We start from the raw sequence: 24,073 nt of genomic DNA on the forward strand, positions 1-24,073 counted from the left end.
AATAGTGATGCACATTATTGTGTATTTTTCCGAGCGTATCAATTTCCTAATATAGCTCCCGTTCCCAAGCCATGGTCGCTTGGCCCCAAATTCTTTAGGAGCTTATTATGAAAAAATTAACTTTGATTGCTGCATCCATTTTAATGGCAAGCCCTGTCCTAGCCTCTCCCCTTACTCTTGAGGTTTACAACGCCGACGGTAACAGCTTCCACGTAAACTCAACCTTGGTATACGGTGAGACTGACGCCATGGTTATCGACACTGGCTTCACCAAAGCTGACGCGATGCGCATTGCCGCTAAAGTGCTGGACTCAGGCAAAACGCTTAAAACCATTTTTATCAGCCAAGCGGACCCAGACTACTACTTTGGCGCAGAGGCCTTACACCAACAGTTCCCTGATGCGCAGATCATTACAACGCCTGCGGTTCAAAAAATTATTAAAGAGAAATTGGCTGGAAAGCTGGCGTACTGGGGACCAAAGCTTGGCGCAAACGCACCGGTAAAACCAGTGATCCCTGTCGCGTACGATAAAGCATCATTGGAGCTAGAAGGTCATAAGATTGAAATTCGTGGTAACCATGGCACATCAGCACACCGCCCTTACCTATGGATTCCAGATAACAAAGCGATTCTAGGTAACGTAGCCGTGTACTCAAACGTACATTTGTGGATGGCAGATGCCGCTGACCAGACCGCCATCAATGCTTGGGAGCAGCAACTTAGCGAGATGCTTGCGCTTAAACCTCAAGTGGTCATTCCTGGTCACATGAAAGCAGGCACAAAGCTGAACGCAGACACCATTCGCTACTCGCAACAATACTTGCAGGATTTTCAGCAAGCGAAAAAACACAGCAATAACAGCGTTCAACTCATTGACACCATGTCTGCGAAATACCCAGAAGCTCAATTGCCAATCGCGCTAGAAATCGGTGCGAAAGTGCATACTGGTGAAATGTCATGGTAACCGTGCATTACTTCTTCGATCCCATGTGTGGTTGGTGCTACGGGGCATCACCACTCATCGAAGCCTTGATGGACACCTCTCAATTTAAGGTAGAGCTTCATCCCGGCGGTATGATTGAGAAACGCGCGATTGAACCTGAATTTCGTCAGCACATCATCAACAGTGACGCTCGTATTGCAACCGAAACCGGAGCGACGTTTGGTGAAGCATATCTGCAACGCGTGAAAAGCGAAGATGCGTTTGTTCTTGATTCTTATCTACCAACACAAGCGATCTTGAGTGCGGAAAAAATGGGGCTGAATCCATGGCACATGCTAAAGGCCATCCAATCTGCGCATTATCAGCTCGGGTTAAAAGTGAATGAAGCATCGACGCTCAAAGCCATTGCAGAATCGCTAGGTTTAGCAAGTGATGCGTGGGAGCAAAACATGGCGTTAAGCGAAGCCGAACTAGATGAGAGAATTCGCTCTAGCCGACAATTGATGCGACAGTTACACGTTGGTGGTTATCCAACCCTGATTGCAGAAGTAAATGGCGAGTACTTGACCTTGCCGCACTCGGCCTACTACGACAAACCGGCACAGTGGAAGCTTGCATTACAAAAACTGCGATAAGCTCTTCCCCACTCGCTCTTGTTCTTAATCCAAGAGCGAGTGCCAACACCGACATGGCAATCCTGACTCAAACAGGTACAATCCTCGCTCGATTTTTTACTCTCGCGGATACCCACCATGCACTCGCCTGAACATTGTTTTACTCGTTTTACTGCTGATATTTCTGGCTATGAATTGCCAACGCAGTTTACGTTTCCGTTCTACTACACGCCGCATCCTCTTTGCGTTATGGCCGCAAAGCAATTGCAACAGCACTTATTAGCGCAAACCGACTTCGAACACGATTTTGGTTTGGTTAATGAAGAAACGGGGCGAGGCAAAATGTTTGGCGTATTACTAGTAGAAAGCCCTCAAGGCGATCTCGGCTTTTTAAGTGCGTTTTCTGGCAAAATTGCTGACCAAAACTTGATTCCAGGATTTGTCCCTCCTGTGTACGACATGCTGACCGATGAAGGCTTCTTCCGCGCAGAAACGGATGCCATCAACGCCGCCAATGCGGAGTACAAAACCTGTGCCGCGAATCCGGAATTAGCGGATCTTAAAGCGCAAATCCAAGCCGACCGAGCCGCTTATCAGCAAGAGGAGCAAACACAGCGCCAAGTGATGATTGATGGCCGAGCAGCACGCAAGCGACAGCGCCAACAGGGCGAGCAAACGCTCAATGCCGATGACCTCAAAATCTTGTTGGATGAGTTGGGTAAACAAAGTGTCGCCGAGAAAAACGTTCTCAAATACTTAAAGCAAGCGTGGGATGAAAAGCTTGCAATCAAAGAAGCGCGATTGGCCGAGTTAGAGCAGCAACTTGCTCATCTGAAAGAGCAGCGCAAGACACTCTCCAACGCTTTGCAGCACAAACTGCATAAACAATACCGCTTTCTAAACAACCATGGCGAAGCACGCGACTTGGTGGACATTTTTGCGGACACCACAAACCCAGTCCCACCAGCAGGTGCGGGGGAATGTGCTGCGCCAAAACTGCTTCAATACGCGTTTAAACACGAATTCAAACCGCTGGCGCTGGCAGAATTTTGGTGGGGTGTGTCGCCAAAGTCTGAAGTTCGCCAACACAAAAAATTCTACCCATCGTGCAACAGCAAATGTCAGCCGATTTTAGGCCATATGATGCAAGGGCTGGACGTCGAACCCAACCCATTAGCGGAGAATTGGGCAGAAGACAAAGAGCTGGAGATAATCTACCAAGACGACGCTATGGTCGTCGTCAACAAGCCCTCGGGCTTACTTTCAGTGCCTGGTAAAACTATCAAGGACTCTGCTTATACGCGCCTACAAGCGATGTACCCTGATGTGGAAGGGCCGTTTGTGATTCATCGCCTCGACATGGCGACCTCTGGCATTTTGGTGTTTGCCTTAACCAAGCGCGCGAACAAAAGTCTGCAAAAACAGTTTATGGCTCGCGGCGTAAAAAAACGTTATATGGCAATGCTCGAAGGCGTATTAAACGAGCCTGAAGGGGAAATCTCACTGCCAATGCGTGGTGACCCTGACGACCGCCCACGTCAACTGGTGTGTTTTGAACACGGGAAACATGCAGAAACCTACTGGCAACTGATTGAAGTCAAAGATGGGCGCAGCAAGGTATACATGTATCCGAAAACCGGGCGTACTCACCAACTACGTGTACACAGTGCTCATCACATGGGGTTAAACATGCCGATGGTTGGTGATGGTTTATACGGCGAAAAAGCCAACCGCTTACACCTGCATGCTGAGATGCTAGAGCTGGATCATCCATACAGCAAAGAGCGCATGGTGTTCAAAGCTGAGTGCGAATTCCAACGTCTTCCCGATTTTAAATAACAAAAAGGCACTGACTAACAGTGCCTTTTTTGGTTTCTAACAACAGAATAGGCGTGATGCGCAATACCGAAAACCGTTAGCTCACCTTAAACTTGGTCCACACCTGAGAGCGCCAACGTCTTGCCATGATGATACCACGTACCCATTCATCGAGTGCGATTGCCATCCAAGCCCCTAAAACGCCATAACCCAAGTGGATGCCAAAGATGTAAGAGAAAAGCACGCCTAGTCCCCACATACTCAAAATCCCCATTTGCACTGGGAACTTGATGTCACCCGCGCCTTTGAGCCCCGCGATAAAAATCAGGTTAAACACACGTCCGGCCTCGAGCAAAATTGAGCCCATGACTAACGAACCTGCCAATGCGAGTATCTCTGGTTGATCGGTAAATACGCGCAGAATCTCTTCTCTAAACAGGTAAATCAGTGTGGTTGCCGCCGTTGATGCCACAAATCCCACTAAGAAGTAGATTTGTACGCGTTTTAAAATGCTGCTCACCCAACCTTTACCGATGTAGTAACCAGTCTGAATTTGCGCTGCCTGACCAATTGCCAACGCGAAAGCAAACGAGAAACGGGCAATGTTTTGTGCATAAGTGAAAGCCGCCAACGATGCCGTCCCCATTTGCACCACAAAATACACAATGCAGATTTGCGCCACGTTGTAAGACAGCACTTCACCCGCGTTCATGCCGCCGATTTTTAAGATCTTTTTGTAAATCTCTGCGGGCACTTGTTTCATGGTCGACATCGGTAGTTCAATGCTGCTGCGAGCGAGAATAAACCATAACATTAACGTACCGATGACTTGGCTGACGACGGTTGCTATTGCTACACCTTGCACACCATACACAGGTAAACCGAATGGCTGGTAAAGCGCAATATAGTTACCAATGATGTTGAACACACCCGAGATCAAATTCACCACCATTGGGGAACGTGAATAACCATGACTACGCAGAATAGTTGTAAAAACAACGCCAATCGTAACGTTAAACGTCATCGCACCGCTTATCAGCAAATATTCATGAGCGTACTGCTCAACTTGCGCTTCCAAGCCGTAATACGGGAGTAGGTATATCGCACCAAGCACGGCAATCACACTCAATAGCACACCGACGAGCACAGACAGCGCAATACTCGCAACACCAACGCTCACTGACTCTTGCTCGCGTCCAGCGCCATTGTATTGGGCAATCAAAATCCCCGTACCGCTACTGACAAACGTCGAAACGATGATTAAAAAGAAGGTAATCTGCGTGATCACACCAACAGCGGATACGGCTTTGTCTGAGTAGCCACTCAGCATGAACACGTCACTGGTTCCTAAAGCCGTCCGTAGCAAAATTTCGACAAGAATTGGCCAAGCTAATGCCACGATGGACATTCGTTGGTTGATGTTTTGGCTTTTAGGCATGCTTGTAACCTTTCCTACAACTAAAAACTGCCTCACAATATTTGTGAAGCAGTTTAAAAATAGTGACTCGAACGAAGCTCGATATGAGGTTGTGATTTAGCGCGGATTCTAGTCGCATATTGGTCATAACGACAACAATATTTCGCCCTGTTTCGGAAAAATATTTCTAATGCATTTTCGAAACGACATATGCCTTGACGATACGTAGAGCAGAGATTGGTGAACAATACTCTCAATCAACGAGCACCGAACAGAATCAGGATAATCAATAGAAATATCTCCAACTAGATACATTACTTTGAGTTATCAGTCCAACCATATAGAGCCATGAAGAACCGTCATGAAAACCTGCATGCGCCACCATTCCTCTTTGAACACTCGCACCAAATCACACTGATGGCTTTGCACTAAAAATGACTGATATCACATTTGGAAACTTTGTTGTTCTATTTATCGCGAAAATACCGCCTAGAATAAGCGTACACGTTAATTAAGCAAGGATACGTAATGTCGACATTGGCTGGGGCGCGCTTAGAAGAAATGGCGGACATCCGCTCAACAAGAAAAAAGAAAATTGTCTTTTTATGCTCCAGTATCGCCGCTGCCTGTTTAACTTATGGTTCCATTGCTCAATCACTTGAGAATAACTGGGGTTTAAGCTTTTTCCATGCTTTGTGTGCCTTGGCATGCTTAGCAATCAGTTATGTAATAAAAGTCCAGCGGCACCATCAATACGCCGACTTATGGCTAAGTGCTGTCTTAATGTTCGAAGGGTTATTGTTACTTCTGTATAACGATGCTCCGTCAGGCAAAATGTTATGGCTATATCCTATTGTCGCCACTCTGGTATTAATTAATGAGTTTAAGGTCGGTCTGTTGTTCAGTGGCACCTACATTTTACTGATCTTTTTTGGGGTCGCTTTTTTAGATCGACTGCCAGCAGCCACAGAAATCATAGAGCGGAGATTGATGCTGACCCTGATAGCGACCGCGTTTGTGTGTCACACGTTCTCGTATTACTACACGAAAGTCCTCAATTACATTCAAACACTGTATCGTGAGGGGATTGAGGAGTTAGCATATTTTGACCAGCTCACTGGGCTTGCCAATCGCTGGAGCTTTGAGACTTGGGCGCGCGCAAAGCTCGATAAAATCAAGCACTCATCTGATGACAGCATCACCGCATTGGTCTTTCTCGATATCGATAACTTCAAGCACATCAACGACACCTACGGGCACGATATTGGTGACCAAGTACTTCAAGCCTTCGCAACTCGATTAAAAAATAACATTCGCAACAAAGACAGAAAAACCGATAAACACGACTACTCCATCGCTCGATTTGCGGGCGACGAGTTTGTAATCATGCTTTACGATGTAAAAAGTAAAGATGACCTCGACAGCATCCTAAAACGGATCGTGAATCTGTTTCCGACAGGTTACCGAAGCTACGATATGATTAACGAGTTAACAATGAGTGTAGGTGCTGCTATCTATAAGCAAGATGCAAAGGATTTGTCTGAATTGACTCGATGTGCAGATAAAGCAATGTACGCAGCTAAACATACTGGTAAAAACCAGTACGCCTTTTATGAGCACTGCAATACGGAAGAACAGTCAACATCTGATGCACCAGCGGTACCAGAAGCTTGCTAATGACTAAGCGAACACATGCATCACCCAAAGCCCCACAACGAGGAATACGATTAACCACACTACTTGCAACGTTCTGTTCGGCTTGTCTTGCTGACGAGTGGGGTGATCTTTAAACGCACGGCCCTTCATTTTGCCCATTAAGCTCTTTCCTAGAGCACGTCGATAAAATTCACGTCTCTTATGAGCGGCATTGGCAACTTCGGTAAAGCGCTGTCTTTGCTCATTGGTGAGATCTTTGTCCTCGTAACGAGGAGGGAGATCAGAATGCTTGCGTTGTACTGCCATCACTTCCTCCCTGGTCGATGGGTACATTTTTATTAAGTATATACCCAAATAACCAAAAAGATGCGTTATAAGTGAAGCACATAGACGAAAAAACCACCCGAAGGTGGTTTTATGACGAGCAACAAATGAACGCTAGAAGTACTCACATAAATACGCAGTCGCTTCTTTCACTTGAAGCTCAAATGAAGAATTACCTTCCACTTCAAAAAACTCACCACTTTGATAAGTCGTCCAATCGCTCTCGCCAACACGCTTGACCACAAGCGCACCTTTTACAACCGTCATACGCTCTGGTGCTTGAGTACCAAACGTGTACTCACCAGGAAGCATCACACCAACGCTAATATCCTGATCTTTCTGGTTAAAGCCTAGTGATTTTACACTACCAGCAAAATAGCTATTTTCCTTAATATTCATTATTGGTTTCCTTATCAAAAGTCCGCTCTTTTTTACCTTGTTTCTTTCCGTTACTCAAGCTTTGAAAGCCATTAAACTCAACGTAATAACGCACATCCTTTGCTACTGAGCGAGAACCTCTTTTCGCGAGGATTAATCAGGCGACCTAAACCGAGCAAGAAAACCTGCGAAGTAATGAATGTGAGCAAACAACAAAACCATCAATAAGATGTGTATCTGAATGTAAAAGTGGACATTAGATCATAGTTTCGTCGTCTCAATGGCGGGATTGTTTGTTTTTAAAAAGGAAGGTTTCCACCATGTTAAAAAAGTGGAGAAAATTAGATCTATGACGGACTCGACTCGCCGAAGGCGAAAAGCACGACAAGAACCAAAACTTTCATTTTTGGCTCGCCACCAATCCAAAATCCTCAAGAGTACATTTGTCTGCTTCGGGATGGGTCTGTTGACGTTTTTTGGCTATCAAATCCACCTCTCCTATCAAGACCACATTGATCCGGAAAAGGTGTACGGCGAATGGATTGAGATTGGCGCGCCACCCTACCAAACAGAACGTCTCGTTTTCACTGAAGATGGGGTATACCGAAACCATCGACTTATTACGACGGAATTTGAATTCGATGGCAAGGTCATCACGTTGAATACCGGATTAGGAAAGACAGCGTATCAGATCTCAGGCTCTCATCTTTCACCTCAAATACGCCGTATTGAACCTCTTATTCCAGATCAGCGATTCATTCGTAAAGGATTTGAGCATACCGTTCAGGGCTCAGAAACCGGCGCAGCCTCTAAACGTCGTGCCGCGTTGAGTGAACACTTCAGCCGTGACTAGTACGTCTTCACGGCTATTTTTCCTTTCAATTCTCTTTCTATATCAATGAAACAAAACCTTAATAAACAACAAAATAAGGCCTTCATCGCATTTAACTAACTCGTTACTGAGTAAACAATAATTTTAGTTTCTGCTGAGATTTTATAAATTATTGACTCAGTCTGACACTTTCTGTGTAACAGAGTGCGAGTTTTAGTTAAGTTCTCTCAAGTGCCTCGAAAACCGTCTTAATTTTTTTTGACGAAAAAAAACTCTCTGAAATGCTGAGTGTGATGCTTTTGCACGTGGAGTAAATCCAATCATCTTATCTGGTGCAAGAGCAGCCTATGTTCTAGGTAGAACATGAATCCAAGGATTGAGAGAGAAGTTATGATTCGATTTAACCTATGTGCAGCTGGAGTTGCTTTAGCGCTATCAGGTGCTGCAGTTGCGGCTCCAACCGCACCAAGTATCGATATGTACGGTTCCAACAACCTTCAGTTTTCTAAAATTGAACTCGCGATGGAAACCACGTCAGGCTACTACGACATGGTGAAATACCATGAGCAAGCGAAGATCACTGTTAAATTTAACCAGTGGAGTGGCACACCTGGTGACACTTACAACGTCTATTTTGATGGTGTAAAAGTAGCAAGCGGCCCTATCACTGGTAGCCAAACGACAGCTTCGTTTGAATACGGCCAAGGTGGCTTATACCAAATGGAAATCGAAGCATGTGATGCGACAGGTTGTGCGAAAAGCGCACCAGCTGAAATCACGATTGCAGATACCGATGGTTCTCACCTGAAGCCACTAACGATGAATGTCGATCCAAACAACAAAACCTACAATACCGATCCAAGCGTCGTGATGGGTACGTATTTTGTTGAATGGGGCATCTATGGCCGTGACTACACAGTCGATAATATGCCGGTCGACAACTTGACTCACATCCTTTACGGTTTTATCCCAATTTGTGGCCCAAATGAGTCTGTGAAGTCTGTTGGCGGCAACAGTTTCAACGCGCTACAAACTGCTTGTACAGGTGTGCCTGATTATGAAGTCGTTATCCATGACCCTTGGGCTGCTTATCAGAAGAGCTTCCCACAAGCTGGTCATGAATACAGCACGCCTATCAAGGGTAACTACGCAATGCTAATGGCATTGAAACAACGTAACCCTGATCTAAAAATCATCCCATCGATCGGTGGTTGGACACTGTCTGACCCATTCTTCGATTTCGTGGACAAGAAAAACCGTGACACATTCGTCGCATCAGTTAAGAAGTTCCTGAAAACTTGGAAATTCTACGACGGTGTTGACATCGACTGGGAATTCCCTGGCGGCGGCGGTGCAGCAGCCGATAAGGGCGACCCTGTAAACGATGGCCCAGCATACATCGCACTGATGCGTGAACTGCGCGTAATGCTTGATGAATTAGAAGCTGAGACAGGCCGTACTTACGAGCTAACGTCCGCTATCGGTGTCGGTTACGACAAGATTGAAGACGTAGACTACGCAGATGCAGTTCAGTACATGGATTACATCTTCGCAATGACTTACGACTTCTACGGCGGTTGGAACAACGTTCCTGGTCACCAGACTGCGCTTTACTGTGGTTCATTCATGCGTCCTGGTCAGTGTGACGGTAGTGGCGTTGATGAGAACGGCGAACCGTACAAAGGTCCTGCTTACACAGCAGATAACGGCATCCAACTTCTTCTTGCTCAAGGCGTTCCTGCGAACAAGCTAGTACTTGGTACAGCAATGTACGGTCGTGGCTGGGAAGGCGTAACTCCAGATACGCTAACCGATCCAAACGACCCAATGACAGGTACTGCTACAGGTAAACTGAAGGGCAGCACAGCACAAGGTGTTTGGGAAGATGGCGTAATTGACTACAAAGGCATTAAGTCATTCATGTTAGGTGCAAACAACACTGGCATTAACGGCTTCGAGTACGGCTACGATGCACAAGCAGAAGCACCATGGGTATGGAACCGTACTACGGGCGAGTTGATCACATTTGATGACCACCGTTCAGTGCTAGCAAAAGGTAGCTATGCGAAGTCTCTTGGTCTTGCTGGTCTATTCTCTTGGGAAATTGACGCGGATAACGGTGACATTCTAAACGCGATGCACGAAGGTATGGCCGGTGGTGTGGTACCTCAACCAAACCGTAAACCAACCGCAGCCGCTGGCGCAGATCAATCGGTAACAGGTCCTGCAAATGTGGTTCTAGATGGCAGCCTGTCAAAAGACTCTGACGGCACCATCGCAAGCTACGCTTGGGAACAAGTATCTGGCACAGCAGTGGCACTAACAGGTGCAAACTCAGCGAAAGCAAGCTTTGATGCAGCAGAAGTTACTGTTGAAGAGCAATTAACTTTCAAGCTGACGGTGTCTGATAACGAAGGTGCAACGGCATCTGACCTCGTTGTAGTAACAGTGAAACCAGCAGGTGTTGTTGACCCAGTGAACAACGCACCAGTAGCGCAAGTTGTTGCTCCAGCAACAGCAAACGCTGGTGACGTTGTGGTTGTAGATGCATCTGCGTCTAGCGATGCAGACAACGATACCCTGACATTCAACTGGACTCTACCTCAAGGTCTGAATGCAACGGTTGAAGGCTCCAAAGTCACGTTCACTGCTGCGGAATACCCGCAAGACACAAGCTTAAGCTTCACTGTAAGTGTGAGCGACGGTAAAGCGTCTTCATCGGCAAGCGCGACAGTGGTTGTTGCACAGCACACAACCGATCCGAACCCTGGTACTTGTGACAACGCATGGGATGCGAGCGCAGTGTACACAGGTGGTAACCAAGTGACTCACGCAGGTAAAACGTGGGAAGCGAAATGGTGGACTCAGGGTGACGATCCTAGCCAATCTGGCGAATGGGGCGTTTGGAAAGAAGTTGGCGTAGCTAACTGTAACTAATTTCAGCCTTGCAGACGTTCTGCTAAATAAACAAAGGACAGCTTCGGCTGTCCTTTTTGGATTTAACCTCTTAACGAGGAGAGCAACACCAGAGACGAAAAAGTCTGAGGTGTTACTTTCAAACCGAATTAGCGCAAAACGGAGCGAATCAATCAGTAAAAGTAAGGGTTACCAAGCACTATCGAGCAAACGGTCAAAACTACTGAAGACTTGCTCACACTTCATCACTCGACCATGCCCCTGACCTTGTGTTGTCACTAACTCAACGTTTTTAATCTCTTCAGCCGCTTTTGCCGAGACACTGTATTTGGTGAACTTGTCTTGCTCATCATGAATAATAATGGTGTGAGACGGACGCTCAGACAAACGCTTCATCGGATCAATGGACTGTAACGGATAACCAAATTGGTCTTCAACTTCTGAAACCACAGCATTAAAAAGCTTCATCGAGTAACCGGAACGTGCAATGCTACCGAATAAGTTCTCTACGTAATTTAATACCGGAGCAATAAGCAGCAAAGGCTTGTTTTCTAACTTACTGTGCCTACACTCAAGAGCAGAAGCGGTGCCCATGCTGTGCCCAACTAGGCCAACAATATCCTCGACCGTATCCAACACATCTTCTAATCCTCTGACAAACCCCGGAATGTGCCCATACTGCCCCTCACTCCCACCATGTGCCGGATGATCGTACGCCAAAGCAGTAAACCCTTTCGACGCAATATGTTCCATCAGTGGATAAAACTGACTTGCCGTTCCAGACCAACCATGAGTTAGCACCCAAATAGGTCCAGATCCCAAAGTATAGGTTTTGATGATGCCTGCATGCCCTTTAATTTCACCTTTGATAAGCCCTTGAGGTTCAATATTTTTAGGTTGCGTACGAGCAGGTGTCAGAAGAAGCTTGCGCGCGGTCTTCTTTGCATGTGACGGGGCCAGTGTATGGTGTAACCGAGTACTAATGTTCACCAAACTGCGCTTAATACTGAAACGTTGCGATGTATTAAAGTAAATTTTTTCACTCATAATCATGTCCTTAACTATCAGCTTTGCACAAAATAGAACGGTCGTGCTTTTTACGCTGATAAGAAAGAGCGAACTCAGCCGCTCTTTGTGATTTTATGTCTACGAATCTGGGAAGCGAATAACCGATATTAGCCTTTCCAGCGAGAAAATAAGTTGTCGATCCCTTGCCAAAACAGACGCAAGCTTTCTTGCTCACCTTTAATTGAGTAAAAAACATGCGCACTCAAATAGAGACCGTACAAATCAAACGTTGCTTGGCGTGTATCTAAGTCTGCTGCAAATTCTTGCTTCTCTTTGCCTTTCGCTATTTGGATCTCCAAATAACTCAGCCAAGTGTCTATGGATTTACGCAGTCCGGCCTGAAGCGGGCAATCTTTATCTGCCGTATCATTCCAAGCGTCAAGAAACATACAACTTCCTTGGAATGCGTGATTCCAAGTCATCCAAGAGTCGAGCAACCCTCGAATTTTACGCTCGATATTGCCATCCCCGAGTTCTCGAGCAGGCTCAATAACCCGATCAGCGAACACTTTATTGGCGTGATCAAGCACCGATAGCTGTAAATTCAACTTCGAATTAAAGTGGGCAAACAGACCACTTTTCGACATACCGCATTGCTTGGCTAACTCTCCAATCGTAAGACTTTCTAATCCGTCTTCGCTGGCGATCTCAAAAGCCCGCTGCAGAATAAACTCTTTTGTCACTTTTCCTTTTTGCATAATCTTATTTTTAGCACGATCGTTCTTTTTTGCAATCTCGAGTTAACTGGTCTAACCATTATTCAGTGCTATTTTCGACTCACGAATCAGGTATTGATTGCGTTAATAGGTTAATAATTAAGAAGTTTGAAGTAAGTCTTAATTTTCGAAACAGCTTCAATGTAAGCGCAAGTCTGTTGACTTTTTCACGTATTACTTCAGTAACAACCTGCTATTTTCACCTAAGTTTTTTATTTAGGTAAACAATGTAATGGCAAAGAAACAAAAAATAGCCAGCTTAGAGTTTGCACGTATCATTGCGATGCTTGCGATTGTGGGTTTGCATTGCCAGATGGCACTGACGTACTGGCAGTGGAATGGGATACCATGGGTTGGCTATATGCTCAACCAACTGGCTCGTTTTGCTGTTCCGCTGTTCTTTCTCATCTCGGGTTATCTAATCCAGCCGAAGTTGAGTCACTCACCTATCGATACTCTTAAGAACTACGCCAAACCGTTAATGAAGGTTTGGCTCATTTGGAGCATGATCAGTTTACTGATGCCATTCCAATGGCAGACGGTCGCTGAGGCAGGGTATCTCGCCGAAAGGCAAGGTTATTGGGGGTACTTAATGTCAACCCCGATCAATTCACTCATCGAAGGCGGACTCGTTCATCTGTGGTTTATTCCGGCTCTGGTCATTGCCGTAGCGTTAATTGCCTTTCTCGTGCATATCAATATGGTGCAACTGATACTGCCAACTGCAGTATTGCTATACATATACGGGGTCTTTGCTGGCAGTTACGCGACCATTACCGACCTGCCAGCGCCTTTCTTTACTCGTAACGGGCCTTTTTTCAGCACGTTGCTAGTTGCTCTAGGTTATTCCGCACGAGAAGCGCAGTGGCGGTGGTCGCGAAACAATACGGTTCGATGCATTATTCTTGGCATGGCACTGCATTTTGGTGAAGCTTACTGGCTGATGCAACATGACATCGCTTTCAACTCGCACGACTTCCTATTCGGTACCGTTATCTGGGCTGTAGGTGTCTTTATGTGGCTTTTGGCTCACCCTCATTTTGGCGACATGCCTTGGGTCTTCAAACTATCTCCTAGCGTGTTAGGGATATATGTTAGCCATCTGCTTATCATAATTGTCATGATGAATGTCGCTGGATTTATCGGGCTGCAACACCTCGCGAAAGATGTGTTTATTTATCCTGCAACGATTGTTGCAACCATACTGCTTGTGAAAGCAATTGACACTTCACCGTTGAAAAAATGGCTCCTACGCTAAATGCATTCAGCTCTAGATATAGCTAGCTTTAACTCAAAAGGGTTAGAGCTAGCCAGTTAAAAATGAGATTTCTCTCTCACTGACCAATTTTTGACTTTCTAATCCTTCAGAATTTGCTTTCACTCACAAAAAACATTGTTCATTTCCTTTAAATTGGCTCGACTATTACAACATTGCTCATTAAACGGAGGCTGTATGTGGGCAGGTCAAGGACTCGTTCCTTTTTTAGAGATTAGTCACTGGTTAACTTACGGTTTATATGCCGCTGCGGTTTTATTCGGCGCAGCAAGCATTGCGTCACTCAGAAAATAGTGGCGCACACTATCATTTCCTAACTCCTACTGTTAATTCGAGCTCTCTCACAACTAACTCATTCATTTGTGGCTAATATTTCTCCAACCAGACAAAGGAGAAATGTCTATGCCAATCTATCCAATTGTGGCTTTCTGCTGTTTGTTGTTCTCTAGCGCCACCTTTGCTGCATCAACCAATGAACTGAATCTTGTTAATTCTGGTGTCGGTTACGCGGCTCTGATTATCTTTTCGATCGCTTACATACTGGTTATGTTGGAAGAGTATCTGAAAATGAGAAAATCCAAGCCAGTGCTGCTCGCTGCAGGATTAATTTGGATTCTGATTGGCTACACCTTTGCTCAACACAACCAGCCTGAAATCGCCAAATCCGCACTAGAACACAACTTGTTGGAATATGCCGAGTTGCTGCTGTTTTTGCTCGTGGCGATGACTTACATCAACGCAATGGAAGAACGCAAACTCTTCGATGCCTTACAGGCGTGGATGGTTGGTAAAGGTTTTGGATTCAAAAAGTTGTTCTGGCTGACGGGGTTTCTCGCTTTTGTCATTTCACCGATTGCCGATAACTTAACTACGGCCCTTTTGATGTGCGCTGTAGTGATGAAAGTCTCTGGTGATAATCCTAAGTTCGTCAATCTTGCTTGTATCAACATTGTTATCGCAGCCAACGCTGGCGGTGCATTCAGCCCATTTGGGGATATTACAACCCTGATGGTGTGGCAAGCTGGTCATGTCAGCTTTGCTGAGTTCATTCCGTTGTTTGTACCGTCATTGGTGAACTACTTGGTTCCCGCGTTTTTGATGTCACTGTTTGTTCCAAACACAAAACCGAATACGATTCACCAACACGTTGAGCTAAAACGCGGGGCAAGGCGTATTGTCGCGTTGTTCATTCTGACGATTGCCACCGCAGTCTCTTTCCACGCCTTGCTGCACTTCCCACCCGTTATGGGCATGATGATGGGCTTGGCCTACTTACAGTTTTTCGGATATTTTTTGCGTCAAACTCTTAAACACTCACTCGCAAAAAAAGCAGCTATGGCAATTGCCAATGGCGATGATCAGGCATTGAAGCGCTTAGGCTCAGTGGTTCCGTTTGATGTGTTTCATCGTGTGTCTCGAGCCGAATGGGACACCTTGTTGTTCTTCTACGGTGTTGTGATGTGTGTTGGCGGTTTAAGTTTACTTGGCTACCTCGAACTGGTTTCAAACGTCATGTACACGCAATGGAACCCAGTCTGGGCAAACGTAATGGTTGGTGTCCTATCTGCAATTGTCGATAACATTCCGGTTATGTTTGCTGTACTGACCATGGAACCAAGCATGTCGATGGGCAACTGGCTACTCGTCACATTAACCGCAGGTGTCGGGGGCAGTTTGCTTTCCATTGGCTCCGCGGCAGGCGTCGCTTTAATGGGAGCCGCGCGTGGACAATACACCTTCTTTGGCCACCTAAAGTGGGCTCCCGTCATCGCCTTGGGTTATGCCGCCAGTATTGCGGTACACTTGTGGATGAATAGCGGTTTATTTACTTAAAAGCACCGACAATCAGGTGCTTAACTTGCAACACAACCTAGCGGTCGGATGGATGGTTAACGCCATCCATCACTTCAATCGCTCCCAACTCATATGGGTTGACGCCCTCTAAGCAGCCGACATTATAGCCATACTCACTCGGGTCAGAGCGACGCTGATGGTGCGTATAAATACCGCACTCGCCACAGAAAAAGTGCTTCGCAGTGTGTGTATTAAATTGATACTGCTTCAAGACGTCTTCGCCTTGCATAATACGAATACCGTTCAAAGGTACAGATGCTACAATCGCGCCACGACGTCGACACATAGAACAGTCACACCGTCTCGGCTTCTCAATACCATTGGGTAACGCCAGTTCCAGCTCAACTTTTCCACAGTGACAACTCAGTCGATGTAATGTGCTGATTTGGGTGTTGCCAACTTTCTTAATCATAACTTTTCCTTGGTGTTTTTCTATCTGTGTACATTATGTTAAACAGGTTAATATCATCATAATCTCGTCCAAAAACTCGACATCCATCACTTTTCGCGACATTTTATTGGCCGATTTGTTAGTTGCTATTTTGGCGACTGTCTATCGCGTCCGTGAGACGTGTTATCTCCGGCGCGGTTTTTAAACCAAGGAAATTAATTTATGGACAAAGATCATAGCCTAAGAGAGAACCTCTTGGCTCTGACGCTCGGCAGTGCGTTGGTGTCACTTGGGGTGATATTTTTTAGCAAAGTAGGATTGCTCACTGGCGGTACGGCTGGTTTGGCGATCTTCCTAACCAAAGTGAGTGACTTCAGTTTTGGTCAGATATTTTTCGCTCTTAACCTCCCTTTTTATATTTTATCTGTGATGCGCATGGGTTGGCGCTTCACTATCAATACCTTTATTGCGGTTTCGATTGTCTCTTTTGCGGTCGATCATCTGCATCATGTGATTGAGATTTCACGAATCGAACCTTTCTATGCGGCACTTTTGGGTGGTGGGCTGATTGGAATCGGTATGTTGGTAATTTTCCGTCACAAAATGAGTTTGGGTGGCTTTAACATTCTAGCGTTGTACCTTCAGGAACGTTTTGGAGTTCGAGCGGGTAAAGTTCAAATGGCGTTAGATTGTGCCATCGTGGTGATGTCACTGTTCATTGTAGATGTGCACCTTATCGCTCTATCTGTTCTAGGTGCCATCGCAACGAACTTGATTTTGGCGATGAACCATAAACCAGGACGATACCAAGCAAAAGCGCAAGCAGCATAATCATCGCTGCATAGTCAACAACCCTAAAGCCCCCAGCCAGTCGCTCGGGGCTTTTTTCATTCAACGCTAAGATCACGTCAACGAGCTCGTTTTGCAGTGCTGCTGCATCTCTTCATCCAATTTAGCTTTATATTTCTGGCTAAGATGGAAGTGTACTTGCATCAACAAGTCATGTGCGTGGAACAGCTCAAACGCGTCGCTACCATTTTGCTGACAAATAGCCTCACAGCGCTCAGCATGCACTTTGGCTTCTTGCGGTTTATCCGCTTTAAGCAAGCTCATCGCTAAGCGATACTCTGCGCGCTCTTCTTGCATCCACCCCCCTGCCACTTTCCAATAGTCTAGCGCGAGTGTCGCTGCTTCTAACATCTTCGATTTTTCCATGCACGTGCGCTCAGCCAGCGCTTCGTACTGACATGCTAAGTTGTTCGCAGTGATCGCGATAGTGCGCGCTAATGGCCCTTCTGCATCGTTCGGCGTCATTCCTAACGCTGCCTTCACCAACCATTGACTCGCCAGTTCAAGCTGAACAAGTGCAGAAAGTTCATTCGAAATCAAAGCGTAAACTCGGCGTTGTTCTTGCTCTTCCAATAATTCCATATTGTCAGTGCCATCTACGAAGTAGCGCGCAACGGCAATACTGCGTTGAAATGCCAAACTCTCGGCAACCTTGCGTTCATCAAAGTGATCTAAACAAGTAAGAAACTGTTCTGGGCACTGGAGGTGCCCAATAGCGGTATGCAGCATCAATGCGAATATTCGCTCGATTTGGGTAACGTCTTCCACCTCGCTCAGAGCCGTTTCTAGCTGAGTATAAATTTGTTCGGGATTTTCCTCGTGATGCTGCCAACACTCACTCATGAAGGCATCAAAATCCGTTTTGAAAGGCATGTCCTTATTGTCCTTTTTCTATTCGTATAACGAATATGAAACTCTACACTATCGTTACCCCTGTGTAGCACGCTTAATCCCAATATGAGAATCGCCTCACTTAAAGCGGTGTACCTTGCTCCAGCGCGAGCAAACGTTGCTTGCGCTCCACTCCACCTGCATATCCAGTCAGTTTTCCGCTTTTGCCAATAACGCGATGACAAGGTACCACGATAGAAATCGGATTCTTCCCATTTGCTAACCCAACAGCACGCACAGCTTTAGGGTTACCTATCGCATTCGCAAGATCTTGATAGCTCCACGTTTCCCCATATGGAATGGTCGTTAGTGCCTGCCAAACTTGATTTTGAAAATCAGTGCCTGTCGCTGCAAGGGGCAAGTCGAATTCGTTGCGCAGACCAGCAAAGTATTCATCCAGTTGGGTGACAGCTTGGCGCAAAACCGGATGCTGCTCGTCTCGCACTCCCAGCTCACTAGGCTTAGTGGTGCATGTTTCAAACCAAATGCCAAGCAAGCCCTCAGCGTTCGATTGGATAGTCACCGTTCCTAGTGGACTCGGCATTTCGGTATAAAATGTTTTCATGATTGATTCCATAAGTGAAACGTCGCGTAGCTTCCCCAAGGGGCCGCAGTGTGCGTATTCAGTGATGGGTAACGCTGCATCGCCTTTTTCACCACTAAGTCTTTATCTAGAAAGCAATCGGGTTGAGATTGCCCTCGCAGTTGAGCATAACTGACGGTCCAAGGTCCAATGCCTTTCAAAGCTAGCCACTGCTGGGGGTCAGCTTCTGAGTTGTCCTGCATAAACTGAGCGAAGCGCACTAGCGTCTCTTTACGACTTTGCGGCATGCGCAAAAAGCTCACGTCGGCGTTTGCAATATCACTGGGAGTCGGGAAAAAACGTTTTTCTGACTCACCACTAAGTGTGGCCACCAATAAGTTAAGTTGACCAATCGCCGCTTTAACCGACACTTGCTGGCCTAAAATCGCTCTAGCCCCTGCTTCCCATGCATTCCATACACCAGGAATACGAATACCTTTACTCGACACGAGCCCAGGCGCGACATACTCCAAATGCTGCTCAACAGTACAAATGTCAGCGTCAAGATCGAACATACGACGAATGTCAGACACCAAGTTTTGCAGCTTCGTTACGTCTTCAATTTCAAACGCCAGTTCTAAGTATCCTTCACCTTTTGTCGCTTTAAACCAGGCTTTGCTGTTATCCAAAAAAACGTTGCGCTGATAACTCTCATCACTCACTAGCTCAACCCCCTCAACCGCTCGCAAACGATAGAAGTCCAACATGTGCGACCAATTCAACTCACCTCGATAAGGTAAGGCAATTCGATTGCAACCCGCACCATCAAACTCTTTACGGCGTACTTGAGAAGGCGTTAGTTTGAGAAACTTTTGAAAAGCATCGTTAAAGCGGCGCGTACTGTTAAAACCTGACGCAAACCCCACGTCGGTGACCGACATAGAGCTGGAGTGAAGCAACTGTTTGGCGAACATTAGTTGCTGATATTGCGCATACTGCTTGGGTGACATACCTAGATACTGCTCAAACAACATACGTAAGTAACGGTCAGAAATCCCAACACGCTCAGCCAACTCAGACACCGAATGGTGATGCAACTCCCCTCTATCAATTAACGAAATCGCTCGTTGAAAGGTCGTCTCGACACCTTTCCATGCCCAAGATCCAGGCGCGCTGTCAGGTCGACAGCGTAAACACGGGCGGTACCCTGCTTGAAGGGCTTGCGTCTTATCAGCGAAATACTCAACATTTTCTTCTTTAGGCAAATTTGCCGGGCAAATCGGACGACAAAAGATTCCCGTTGTTTTTACCGCCACATAAAATCGCCCATCAAAACGACTGTCTCGCGCGACTCGCGCCTTGTGACACTGCTCGAAGGTCAGTGAGGTATGGGGGTGAATAAACATAGCGCTTTCCTTGCTCATGCCTTTTGTCATTTATTGTTCATAGGCATCGTTCAATATAGTGTTATTGTAGCTTGCTTAAGCGCCCACAATTAGCCATTTTCGGAACTCAATATTGAGATTTATTGGCATTAGCGCTTTTGTACACTAAAGTTAGATCCAGAACATCACAACAACGTCGGCTAAAGGGAATTGGCATGGACTTACATACTTGCGTAATTGTATTAAGAAACCAAAAGGTTATTACCAGTAAATCCGTAGATCATTCTATTGGAATTATCGAACGAGACTCAGATAACGAGATCTCAGAAATTCAGATTAATGCGACGGATGGACGTAATATTCGAACTTATCACTACAACAATGTAGAGGAGTCATTAGAGAGCTTAATGAACCTCTGACGGTTTTCTTTAACGCACCTTTCTCCCTTGTTAAAAGCGAAAGCAATAGAGCACAGTACATGTGCTCTTTTTTTGTTTAACAGCAAAAATGTTTATCGAAAATAATGACAGACCTTGATTTAAAACAGACAGTAATCGGCAAATAAACACTCGAATATAAAAATCAAGACATTGATTTAAATAAATAAAAACCAATCATTCAATTTTTTAGAACGAGTTTATCAAAATCCTCCCGTTATTTTTATGTTCGCCTCTACCTAAACTGTTCTCAACAGCACGGGAGCACACGCTTCCCACTCATTGAAAAGAGTCAGAGGACAGAATCATGAAAGCACTATTACAGAAAATTACCACATCAAACGCAGGTTACAGCGCACTATCACTTCGCGTTCCAATCGGCATTATCTTTATGGCGCACGGCGCACAAAAACTGTTTGGCTGGTTTGGTGGCTACGGCCTAGAAGGCACAGGTCAGTGGATGGCATCTATCGGTTTAGGTCCTGGCGTACTCATGGCGTTACTTGCGGGCAGCGCAGAGTTCTTTGGCGGCTTGTTCATTTTACTTGGTCTGCTAACTCGACCAGCAGCGGTTGCTTTGGCGTTCACGATGGTGGTAGCGATATTCTCTGTCCACTTTGAAAATGGCCTGTTCATGGCAAACAACGGTTACGAGTTTGGCTTGGCATTACTGGCAGCGAGCGTTTCTCTGGCGTTCTCTGGCGCAGGTAAAGCAGCGTTAGATAACTTTTTAAACAAAAAGCTCTCTTAAGGAGGCCTTATGATTACGGTAAGACATGCAGCAGACCGAGGTCGAGCAAACTTTGGCTGGCTTGATAGCAAACATACGTTTTCTTTTGGTAGCTACTACGATCCTCAACATATGGGCTTTTCTGAGCTGAGAGTCATTAATGACGATGTAGTCGAGCCTGGCGCGGGTTTTGATACACATGGCCACCGTGATATGGAGATCATCAGCTATGTGTTGGAAGGTGTTATCGCACACAAAGACAGTGAAGGTAACGTCAAAACACTACCTGCAGGTGAATTCCAACTCATGTCGGCAGGGAAAGGGATTTACCACAGTGAGTACAATGCGTCGAACCAAGATACGCTGCGGTTTCTACAGATTTGGATTCAACCGAACACATTTGGAACCAAACCAGGTTATCAGCAAAAAGATTTTGGTCGCAATCCTGGGTTAACGACTATCGCAACTCCAACTGGAGAAAACGGCACGCTACTTATTAAGCAAGATGCGACTTTGCATCAGTTAATTCTTGAGCCAAGTAGCGAACTAAACTTTGAGATTGAGTCGGGCCGAAATCTATTCATCCATCAAGTGACAGGCAGCCTTAGTGTCGACAATACCACTTTGACGGCTGGCGACGGCGCGAAGATTGAACACCAAAGTAAGGTTGTTTTGCGCAATACATCAAACGAAAGCACAACAGCCCTGTTGTTTGACTTACCATAACTATCGATTCATCGAGATAAAAACAAAGCCGCCTTGATTTCTCAAGGCGGCTTTTTCGTTTTTCTGACTTTTCATTCAACGCTATTCGTCGGAAGTGCCAGAACCAATTTGCTGAAAACTGTAAGCGGTCAGTGGATCGATCTCTTTGACAATTTCTTCCACTTGCTTAATCGCGTCTACAGACGAGCTAGCTTTACGATAGCTCAAATAGATAGGGCGACACCAATCTTCTACTCCAGACACCTTGTGAAGCTGCCCATTAGCGATAAATGGCTCCACGAGAGAGATTGGTAAGTACGCGGCTCCACCCTTCTCTAAAATAAAGTCCAATGCGATACGCGCTGTTGAAGTGCGTAAATATGGAGCCGGAATCTTAGGGTGACGTTCAGAATGCTCTGAGGAGAAACGCGTCCCCCAGTCAACGTACACATATTTGTTTTCGAAAACGGTGTCTAAAGAATCTTTCTCAGTTGATACCAGAACGAGAACAACATCTGCCACTTTTTTACAGTTAAGCTCATCAGCTTTGATCTGATCGAACGCAAATGCCATATCTAACGTGCGCTCTAGCAAGCTACGACTGAGCATCTCACGTCCCATCACTTCTGCCATGAAGCCATAACCACCAAACGAATCTGTGACGACACTTAAACAATTCTGTAAATAAGCGTCCCAAATGTTTGGCGTGCCACCTAACGTTAGTTGCAGCGCTTTGCCATCTTCAAGCGATAATTCTAGCTTCGCTTGTTGCAATGTAGTGACCATTACCTCGGCATAGCTGATTAAGCGCTCACCTGCAGAGGTCAACTTTATGTTATTTCGATCACGAATAAACAATTGCGTATCGAAGTAACTTTCCAATTGTTTGATACGTGCGCTCACAGCGGCTTGGGTAATATAAAGGTTCTCAGCAGCACGTCCGAAGTGACGAACTCTTGCCAGCTCTAAAAATGTTCGAAAGACTTTTACATCCATAAACCATCTCCTGGTTAATATAAAACCAGATTAACAACTAATTAAAATCATGACGACAAAAAAGTTTTGTTTTTCTTTTGTTAGATTTAAGCCTAATTTTCGCCGTAAGTTCACTACATTCATCAATAACGGTTACAGAGGCTGTTGACATGTCTGACACTGAATTCCGTCATGGCAAAAAACGTTTTTACGATAACGTAAAATTCCCACGCGGCTTTGCAAAGTCTGGCGATTTTACTCTTTCAGAAGAGGAAATCCTAACAATTTATGGGGATACAATGCTTGGCTTAGAGTCAGGCGAATTAACACCTGAAAACAGCGAAGAGAAACACTTCATCAAGGTGTTAGAAAACCCGGGCAAAGCAAAAACAAAACTTGAGCGTACGTGGCTAAAGTACACCCAACTTGCTCGTGGTCGCAAGCGCTTCCATACGCTAAATGGTCGTAACAAGCCTGACGCCACAGAAGAATACATTGAAGAGAGTTTGGTTGAAGACGATTAATAACCAATAACCTAGTTCTCGCCTTTTTCTAGCAGTAGGCGAAAGCTCGTTTGACTTTACTGAGCGAGCAAGACAAGCTCATTTCTTCTCCTAAAGCCCAAGGGGGCATTCTCCCAAGGGCTTTTTTAATATTTGGGTGATGACCGTTTACTTGGCGAGCGTCGCAATCTTTTTCAGAAAGCTCTCTTTCAAATGCTCTTGGTCATATTCCAAGTGATAGGTGTTGTGGAAGCCAATTTTTAGCTCAACACCATTCCCTCTCAAGAAAACGTTGTACCCATCGTAGTCAGAAAACGCTTCTACACCTTCATACATTTTACCAAATTCGGTTGGCGTACCGTTGTTCATCACACATTCGTAAGCCTGTAGTACTTTGCTCGGCTCTAACTCATTTTTCATACCGAATTCCTCACTGGTTTACACATTTCAATTATGGTTAAAGAATGAGCGCCATGCCATATCTAACCCATAATATTTGAAGTTCGTGTGCGATTTCGCACTCTGTAGGTTGTTAAAAAACAAGGTTAAGTGCGAAGGCAGAACTTAATTTAGATCATAAATTTTATCTATTGATTCGTCAGTTTCATAATGCAATTTCTTTGTAAAAAATCGTCTTATAAAAGCATTTAGATATAAAAATCGTCGACAAAACCAACATTGGTTAAAGAAAAAGCAAAATTTTGACCTAAAACAATAGCAGTTCGCCATTACTTATTTTATAATGCGAATTAATGTTTCAGTACATCGTCAATTCCAATAACTAGGGGCACAAAATGAGACTTATCCCGTTAACTCGAGCAGCACAAGTAGGTAAGTGGGCAGCTGCGCATATCGCTAAGCGTATCAACGA

24 protein-coding genes and 1 pseudogene are annotated in these 24,073 nt (G+C 45.4%); 14 read left to right on the forward strand and 11 right to left on the reverse strand.

Annotated elements, in window-relative coordinates; all coding sequences use genetic code 11:
• The first annotated feature begins 107 nt into the window (after window positions 1-107).
• The 3 genes from R8269_RS20280 to R8269_RS20290 all read left to right on the forward strand — a co-directional run bounded on the left by R8269_RS20280 (window position 108) and on the right by R8269_RS20290 (window position 3,397).
• Window positions 108-965 (forward strand): MBL fold metallo-hydrolase, encoded by an 858-nt coding sequence (locus R8269_RS20280; RefSeq protein ID WP_169628496.1) that lies wholly within the window; start codon window positions 108-110, stop codon window positions 963-965.
• The gene (locus R8269_RS20285) at window positions 959-1,579 is read left to right on the forward strand and encodes a DsbA family protein (RefSeq protein ID WP_017633828.1); all 621 of its coding nucleotides are present in this window, start codon (window positions 959-961) and stop codon (window positions 1,577-1,579) included. Before R8269_RS20280 ends, R8269_RS20285 begins: the two co-directional genes overlap by 7 nt.
• A gap of 117 nt (window positions 1,580-1,696) precedes the next feature.
• On the forward strand, window positions 1,697-3,397 hold the full coding sequence (locus R8269_RS20290; RefSeq protein WP_258476639.1) for an RluA family pseudouridine synthase: 1,701 nt from the start codon (window positions 1,697-1,699) through the stop codon (window positions 3,395-3,397).
• Between the two features lie 76 nt (window positions 3,398-3,473).
• Here R8269_RS20290 and R8269_RS20295 read toward each other — a convergent pair whose 3' ends face one another.
• Entirely contained in the window at window positions 3,474-4,814 is a 1,341-nt protein-coding gene (locus R8269_RS20295; RefSeq protein WP_025768746.1) for an MATE family efflux transporter, read from the reverse strand.
• Window positions 4,815-5,321: 507 nt separating this feature from the next.
• Here R8269_RS20295 and R8269_RS20300 point away from each other — a divergent pair.
• The gene (locus tag R8269_RS20300; RefSeq protein WP_005374403.1) at window positions 5,322-6,470 is read left to right on the forward strand and encodes a GGDEF domain-containing protein; all 1,149 of its coding nucleotides are present in this window, start codon (window positions 5,322-5,324) and stop codon (window positions 6,468-6,470) included.
• 3 nt (window positions 6,471-6,473) lie between these two features.
• Here the strand turns inward: R8269_RS20300 and R8269_RS20305 are convergent, their stop codons facing one another.
• On the reverse strand, window positions 6,474-6,755 hold the full coding sequence (locus R8269_RS20305; protein WP_005374405.1) for a hypothetical protein: 282 nt from the start codon (window positions 6,753-6,755) through the stop codon (window positions 6,474-6,476).
• 132 nt (window positions 6,756-6,887) lie between these two features.
• Window positions 6,888-7,172 (reverse strand): pyrimidine/purine nucleoside phosphorylase, encoded by a 285-nt coding sequence (locus R8269_RS20310; RefSeq protein ID WP_182038583.1) that lies wholly within the window; start codon window positions 7,170-7,172, stop codon window positions 6,888-6,890.
• Window positions 7,173-7,500: 328 nt separating this feature from the next.
• Here R8269_RS20310 and R8269_RS20315 point away from each other — a divergent pair, with 328 nt between their 5' ends.
• A complete protein-coding gene (locus R8269_RS20315) occupies window positions 7,501-8,004 on the forward strand; it encodes a DUF2850 domain-containing protein (RefSeq protein WP_005374408.1) in 504 nt (167 codons plus the stop codon).
• Window positions 8,005-8,373: 369 nt separating this feature from the next.
• Window positions 8,374-10,920 (forward strand): glycosyl hydrolase family 18 protein, encoded by a 2,547-nt coding sequence (locus R8269_RS20320; protein ID WP_318222649.1) that lies wholly within the window; start codon window positions 8,374-8,376, stop codon window positions 10,918-10,920.
• A 168-nt stretch (window positions 10,921-11,088) separates the two neighbouring features.
• Here R8269_RS20320 and R8269_RS20325 read toward each other — a convergent pair whose 3' ends face one another.
• Together R8269_RS20325 and R8269_RS20330 are read right to left on the reverse strand one after the other, a co-directional pair.
• Complete coding sequence (locus R8269_RS20325; protein ID WP_025768741.1) at window positions 11,089-11,946, reverse strand: alpha/beta fold hydrolase; 858 nt, start codon at window positions 11,944-11,946, stop codon at window positions 11,089-11,091.
• A 128-nt stretch (window positions 11,947-12,074) separates the two neighbouring features.
• Window positions 12,075-12,665: a TetR/AcrR family transcriptional regulator gene (locus tag R8269_RS20330; RefSeq protein ID WP_005374416.1), complete on the reverse strand. Its 591-nt coding sequence runs from the start codon at window positions 12,663-12,665 to the stop codon at window positions 12,075-12,077.
• A 250-nt stretch (window positions 12,666-12,915) separates the two neighbouring features.
• Here R8269_RS20330 and R8269_RS20335 point away from each other — a divergent pair, with 250 nt between their 5' ends.
• Window positions 12,916-13,941, forward strand: coding sequence for an acyltransferase (locus tag R8269_RS20335; protein ID WP_171344996.1), 1,026 nt, complete (start codon window positions 12,916-12,918; stop codon window positions 13,939-13,941).
• Window positions 13,942-14,361: 420 nt separating this feature from the next.
• Window positions 14,362-15,792, forward strand: coding sequence for a sodium:proton antiporter NhaD (gene nhaD, locus R8269_RS20340; RefSeq protein ID WP_017633821.1), 1,431 nt, complete (start codon window positions 14,362-14,364; stop codon window positions 15,790-15,792).
• A 37-nt stretch (window positions 15,793-15,829) separates the two neighbouring features.
• Here nhaD and R8269_RS20345 read toward each other — a convergent pair whose 3' ends face one another.
• Window positions 15,830-16,225 (reverse strand): GFA family protein, encoded by a 396-nt coding sequence (locus R8269_RS20345; protein WP_005374424.1) that lies wholly within the window; start codon window positions 16,223-16,225, stop codon window positions 15,830-15,832.
• A gap of 201 nt (window positions 16,226-16,426) precedes the next feature.
• Between R8269_RS20345 and R8269_RS20350 the strand changes: the two genes are divergently transcribed.
• Window positions 16,427-17,035, forward strand: a complete 609-nt coding sequence (locus R8269_RS20350; protein ID WP_005374427.1) for a YitT family protein — start codon at window positions 16,427-16,429, stop codon at window positions 17,033-17,035.
• A gap of 72 nt (window positions 17,036-17,107) precedes the next feature.
• Here the strand turns inward: R8269_RS20350 and R8269_RS20355 are convergent, their stop codons facing one another.
• The 3 genes from R8269_RS20355 to R8269_RS20365 form a co-directional block, all read right to left on the reverse strand.
• Window positions 17,108-17,926, reverse strand: coding sequence for a hypothetical protein (locus tag R8269_RS20355; RefSeq protein WP_005374429.1), 819 nt, complete (start codon window positions 17,924-17,926; stop codon window positions 17,108-17,110).
• Window positions 17,927-18,026: 100 nt separating this feature from the next.
• Window positions 18,027-18,509: a methylated-DNA--[protein]-cysteine S-methyltransferase gene (locus R8269_RS20360; protein ID WP_005374431.1), complete on the reverse strand. Its 483-nt coding sequence runs from the start codon at window positions 18,507-18,509 to the stop codon at window positions 18,027-18,029.
• Window positions 18,506-19,873 (reverse strand): AlkA N-terminal domain-containing protein, encoded by a 1,368-nt coding sequence (locus tag R8269_RS20365; protein ID WP_031778860.1) that lies wholly within the window; start codon window positions 19,871-19,873, stop codon window positions 18,506-18,508. The genes R8269_RS20360 and R8269_RS20365 overlap by 4 nt, the downstream gene beginning before the upstream one ends.
• Before the next feature lie 194 nt (window positions 19,874-20,067).
• On the opposite strand from R8269_RS20365, the gene R8269_RS20370 reads away from it, so the two are divergent.
• The 3 genes from R8269_RS20370 (at window position 20,068) to R8269_RS20380 (ending at window position 21,745) form a co-directional block, all read left to right on the forward strand.
• A complete protein-coding gene (locus R8269_RS20370; RefSeq protein WP_017633816.1) occupies window positions 20,068-20,271 on the forward strand; it encodes a hypothetical protein in 204 nt (67 codons plus the stop codon).
• 325 nt (window positions 20,272-20,596) lie between these two features.
• The gene (locus tag R8269_RS20375; protein ID WP_005374434.1) at window positions 20,597-21,040 is read left to right on the forward strand and encodes a DoxX family protein; all 444 of its coding nucleotides are present in this window, start codon (window positions 20,597-20,599) and stop codon (window positions 21,038-21,040) included.
• Between the two features lie 9 nt (window positions 21,041-21,049).
• Window positions 21,050-21,745: a pirin family protein gene (locus R8269_RS20380; RefSeq protein ID WP_005374435.1), complete on the forward strand. Its 696-nt coding sequence runs from the start codon at window positions 21,050-21,052 to the stop codon at window positions 21,743-21,745.
• 81 nt (window positions 21,746-21,826) lie between these two features.
• On the opposite strand, the gene R8269_RS20385 is transcribed toward R8269_RS20380, so the two are convergent.
• Window positions 21,827-22,720, reverse strand: a complete 894-nt coding sequence (locus tag R8269_RS20385; protein ID WP_005374436.1) for a LysR family transcriptional regulator — start codon at window positions 22,718-22,720, stop codon at window positions 21,827-21,829.
• Window positions 22,721-22,869: 149 nt separating this feature from the next.
• Here R8269_RS20385 and R8269_RS20390 point away from each other — a divergent pair, with 149 nt between their 5' ends.
• Window positions 22,870-23,223 carry a DUF413 domain-containing protein gene (locus R8269_RS20390; protein ID WP_005374439.1) on the forward strand — a complete coding sequence of 118 codons (354 nt, stop codon included), beginning with the start codon at window positions 22,870-22,872 and terminating at the stop codon, window positions 23,221-23,223.
• Between the two features lie 147 nt (window positions 23,224-23,370).
• On the opposite strand, the gene R8269_RS20395 is transcribed toward R8269_RS20390, so the two are convergent.
• Window positions 23,371-23,622: a DUF3081 domain-containing protein gene (locus R8269_RS20395; protein WP_318222650.1), complete on the reverse strand. Its 252-nt coding sequence runs from the start codon at window positions 23,620-23,622 to the stop codon at window positions 23,371-23,373.
• 374 nt (window positions 23,623-23,996) lie between these two features.
• Between R8269_RS20395 and R8269_RS20400 the strand changes: the two are divergent.
• Window positions 23,997-24,073: pseudogene (locus R8269_RS20400) on the forward strand (glucosamine-6-phosphate deaminase); the annotation flags it as partial.

The organism is Vibrio sp. Vb0667 (assembly GCF_033391095.1).

Coding starts and splice junctions, on each gene's coding strand:
- R8269_RS20380 (WP_005374435.1), top strand. CDS start 21,050: ATGATTACGGTAAGACATGCAGCAGACCGAGGTCGAGCAAACTTTGGC.
- R8269_RS20370 (WP_017633816.1), top strand. CDS start 20,068: ATGGACTTACATACTTGCGTAATTGTATTAAGAAACCAAAAGGTTATT.
- R8269_RS20305 (WP_005374405.1), bottom strand. CDS start 6,755: ATGGCAGTACAACGCAAGCATTCTGATCTCCCTCCTCGTTACGAGGAC.
- R8269_RS20365 (WP_031778860.1), bottom strand. CDS start 19,873: ATGTTTATTCACCCCCATACCTCACTGACCTTCGAGCAGTGTCACAAG.
- R8269_RS20325 (WP_025768741.1), bottom strand. CDS start 11,946: ATGAGTGAAAAAATTTACTTTAATACATCGCAACGTTTCAGTATTAAG.
- R8269_RS20310 (WP_182038583.1), bottom strand. CDS start 7,172: ATGAATATTAAGGAAAATAGCTATTTTGCTGGTAGTGTAAAATCACTA.
- R8269_RS20355 (WP_005374429.1), bottom strand. CDS start 17,926: ATGCCTTTCAAAACGGATTTTGATGCCTTCATGAGTGAGTGTTGGCAG.
- R8269_RS20285 (WP_017633828.1), top strand. CDS start 959: ATGGTAACCGTGCATTACTTCTTCGATCCCATGTGTGGTTGGTGCTAC.
- R8269_RS20315 (WP_005374408.1), top strand. CDS start 7,501: ATGACGGACTCGACTCGCCGAAGGCGAAAAGCACGACAAGAACCAAAA.
- R8269_RS20360 (WP_005374431.1), bottom strand. CDS start 18,509: ATGAAAACATTTTATACCGAAATGCCGAGTCCACTAGGAACGGTGACT.
- R8269_RS20320 (WP_318222649.1), top strand. CDS start 8,374: ATGATTCGATTTAACCTATGTGCAGCTGGAGTTGCTTTAGCGCTATCA.
- R8269_RS20375 (WP_005374434.1), top strand. CDS start 20,597: ATGAAAGCACTATTACAGAAAATTACCACATCAAACGCAGGTTACAGC.
- R8269_RS20345 (WP_005374424.1), bottom strand. CDS start 16,225: ATGATTAAGAAAGTTGGCAACACCCAAATCAGCACATTACATCGACTG.
- R8269_RS20385 (WP_005374436.1), bottom strand. CDS start 22,720: ATGGATGTAAAAGTCTTTCGAACATTTTTAGAGCTGGCAAGAGTTCGT.
- R8269_RS20335 (WP_171344996.1), top strand. CDS start 12,916: ATGGCAAAGAAACAAAAAATAGCCAGCTTAGAGTTTGCACGTATCATT.
- R8269_RS20350 (WP_005374427.1), top strand. CDS start 16,427: ATGGACAAAGATCATAGCCTAAGAGAGAACCTCTTGGCTCTGACGCTC.
- R8269_RS20290 (WP_258476639.1), top strand. CDS start 1,697: ATGCACTCGCCTGAACATTGTTTTACTCGTTTTACTGCTGATATTTCT.
- R8269_RS20300 (WP_005374403.1), top strand. CDS start 5,322: ATGTCGACATTGGCTGGGGCGCGCTTAGAAGAAATGGCGGACATCCGC.
- R8269_RS20390 (WP_005374439.1), top strand. CDS start 22,870: ATGTCTGACACTGAATTCCGTCATGGCAAAAAACGTTTTTACGATAAC.
- R8269_RS20295 (WP_025768746.1), bottom strand. CDS start 4,814: ATGCCTAAAAGCCAAAACATCAACCAACGAATGTCCATCGTGGCATTA.
- nhaD (WP_017633821.1), top strand. CDS start 14,362: ATGCCAATCTATCCAATTGTGGCTTTCTGCTGTTTGTTGTTCTCTAGC.
- R8269_RS20395 (WP_318222650.1), bottom strand. CDS start 23,622: ATGAAAAATGAGTTAGAGCCGAGCAAAGTACTACAGGCTTACGAATGT.
- R8269_RS20330 (WP_005374416.1), bottom strand. CDS start 12,665: ATGCAAAAAGGAAAAGTGACAAAAGAGTTTATTCTGCAGCGGGCTTTT.
- R8269_RS20280 (WP_169628496.1), top strand. CDS start 108: ATGAAAAAATTAACTTTGATTGCTGCATCCATTTTAATGGCAAGCCCT.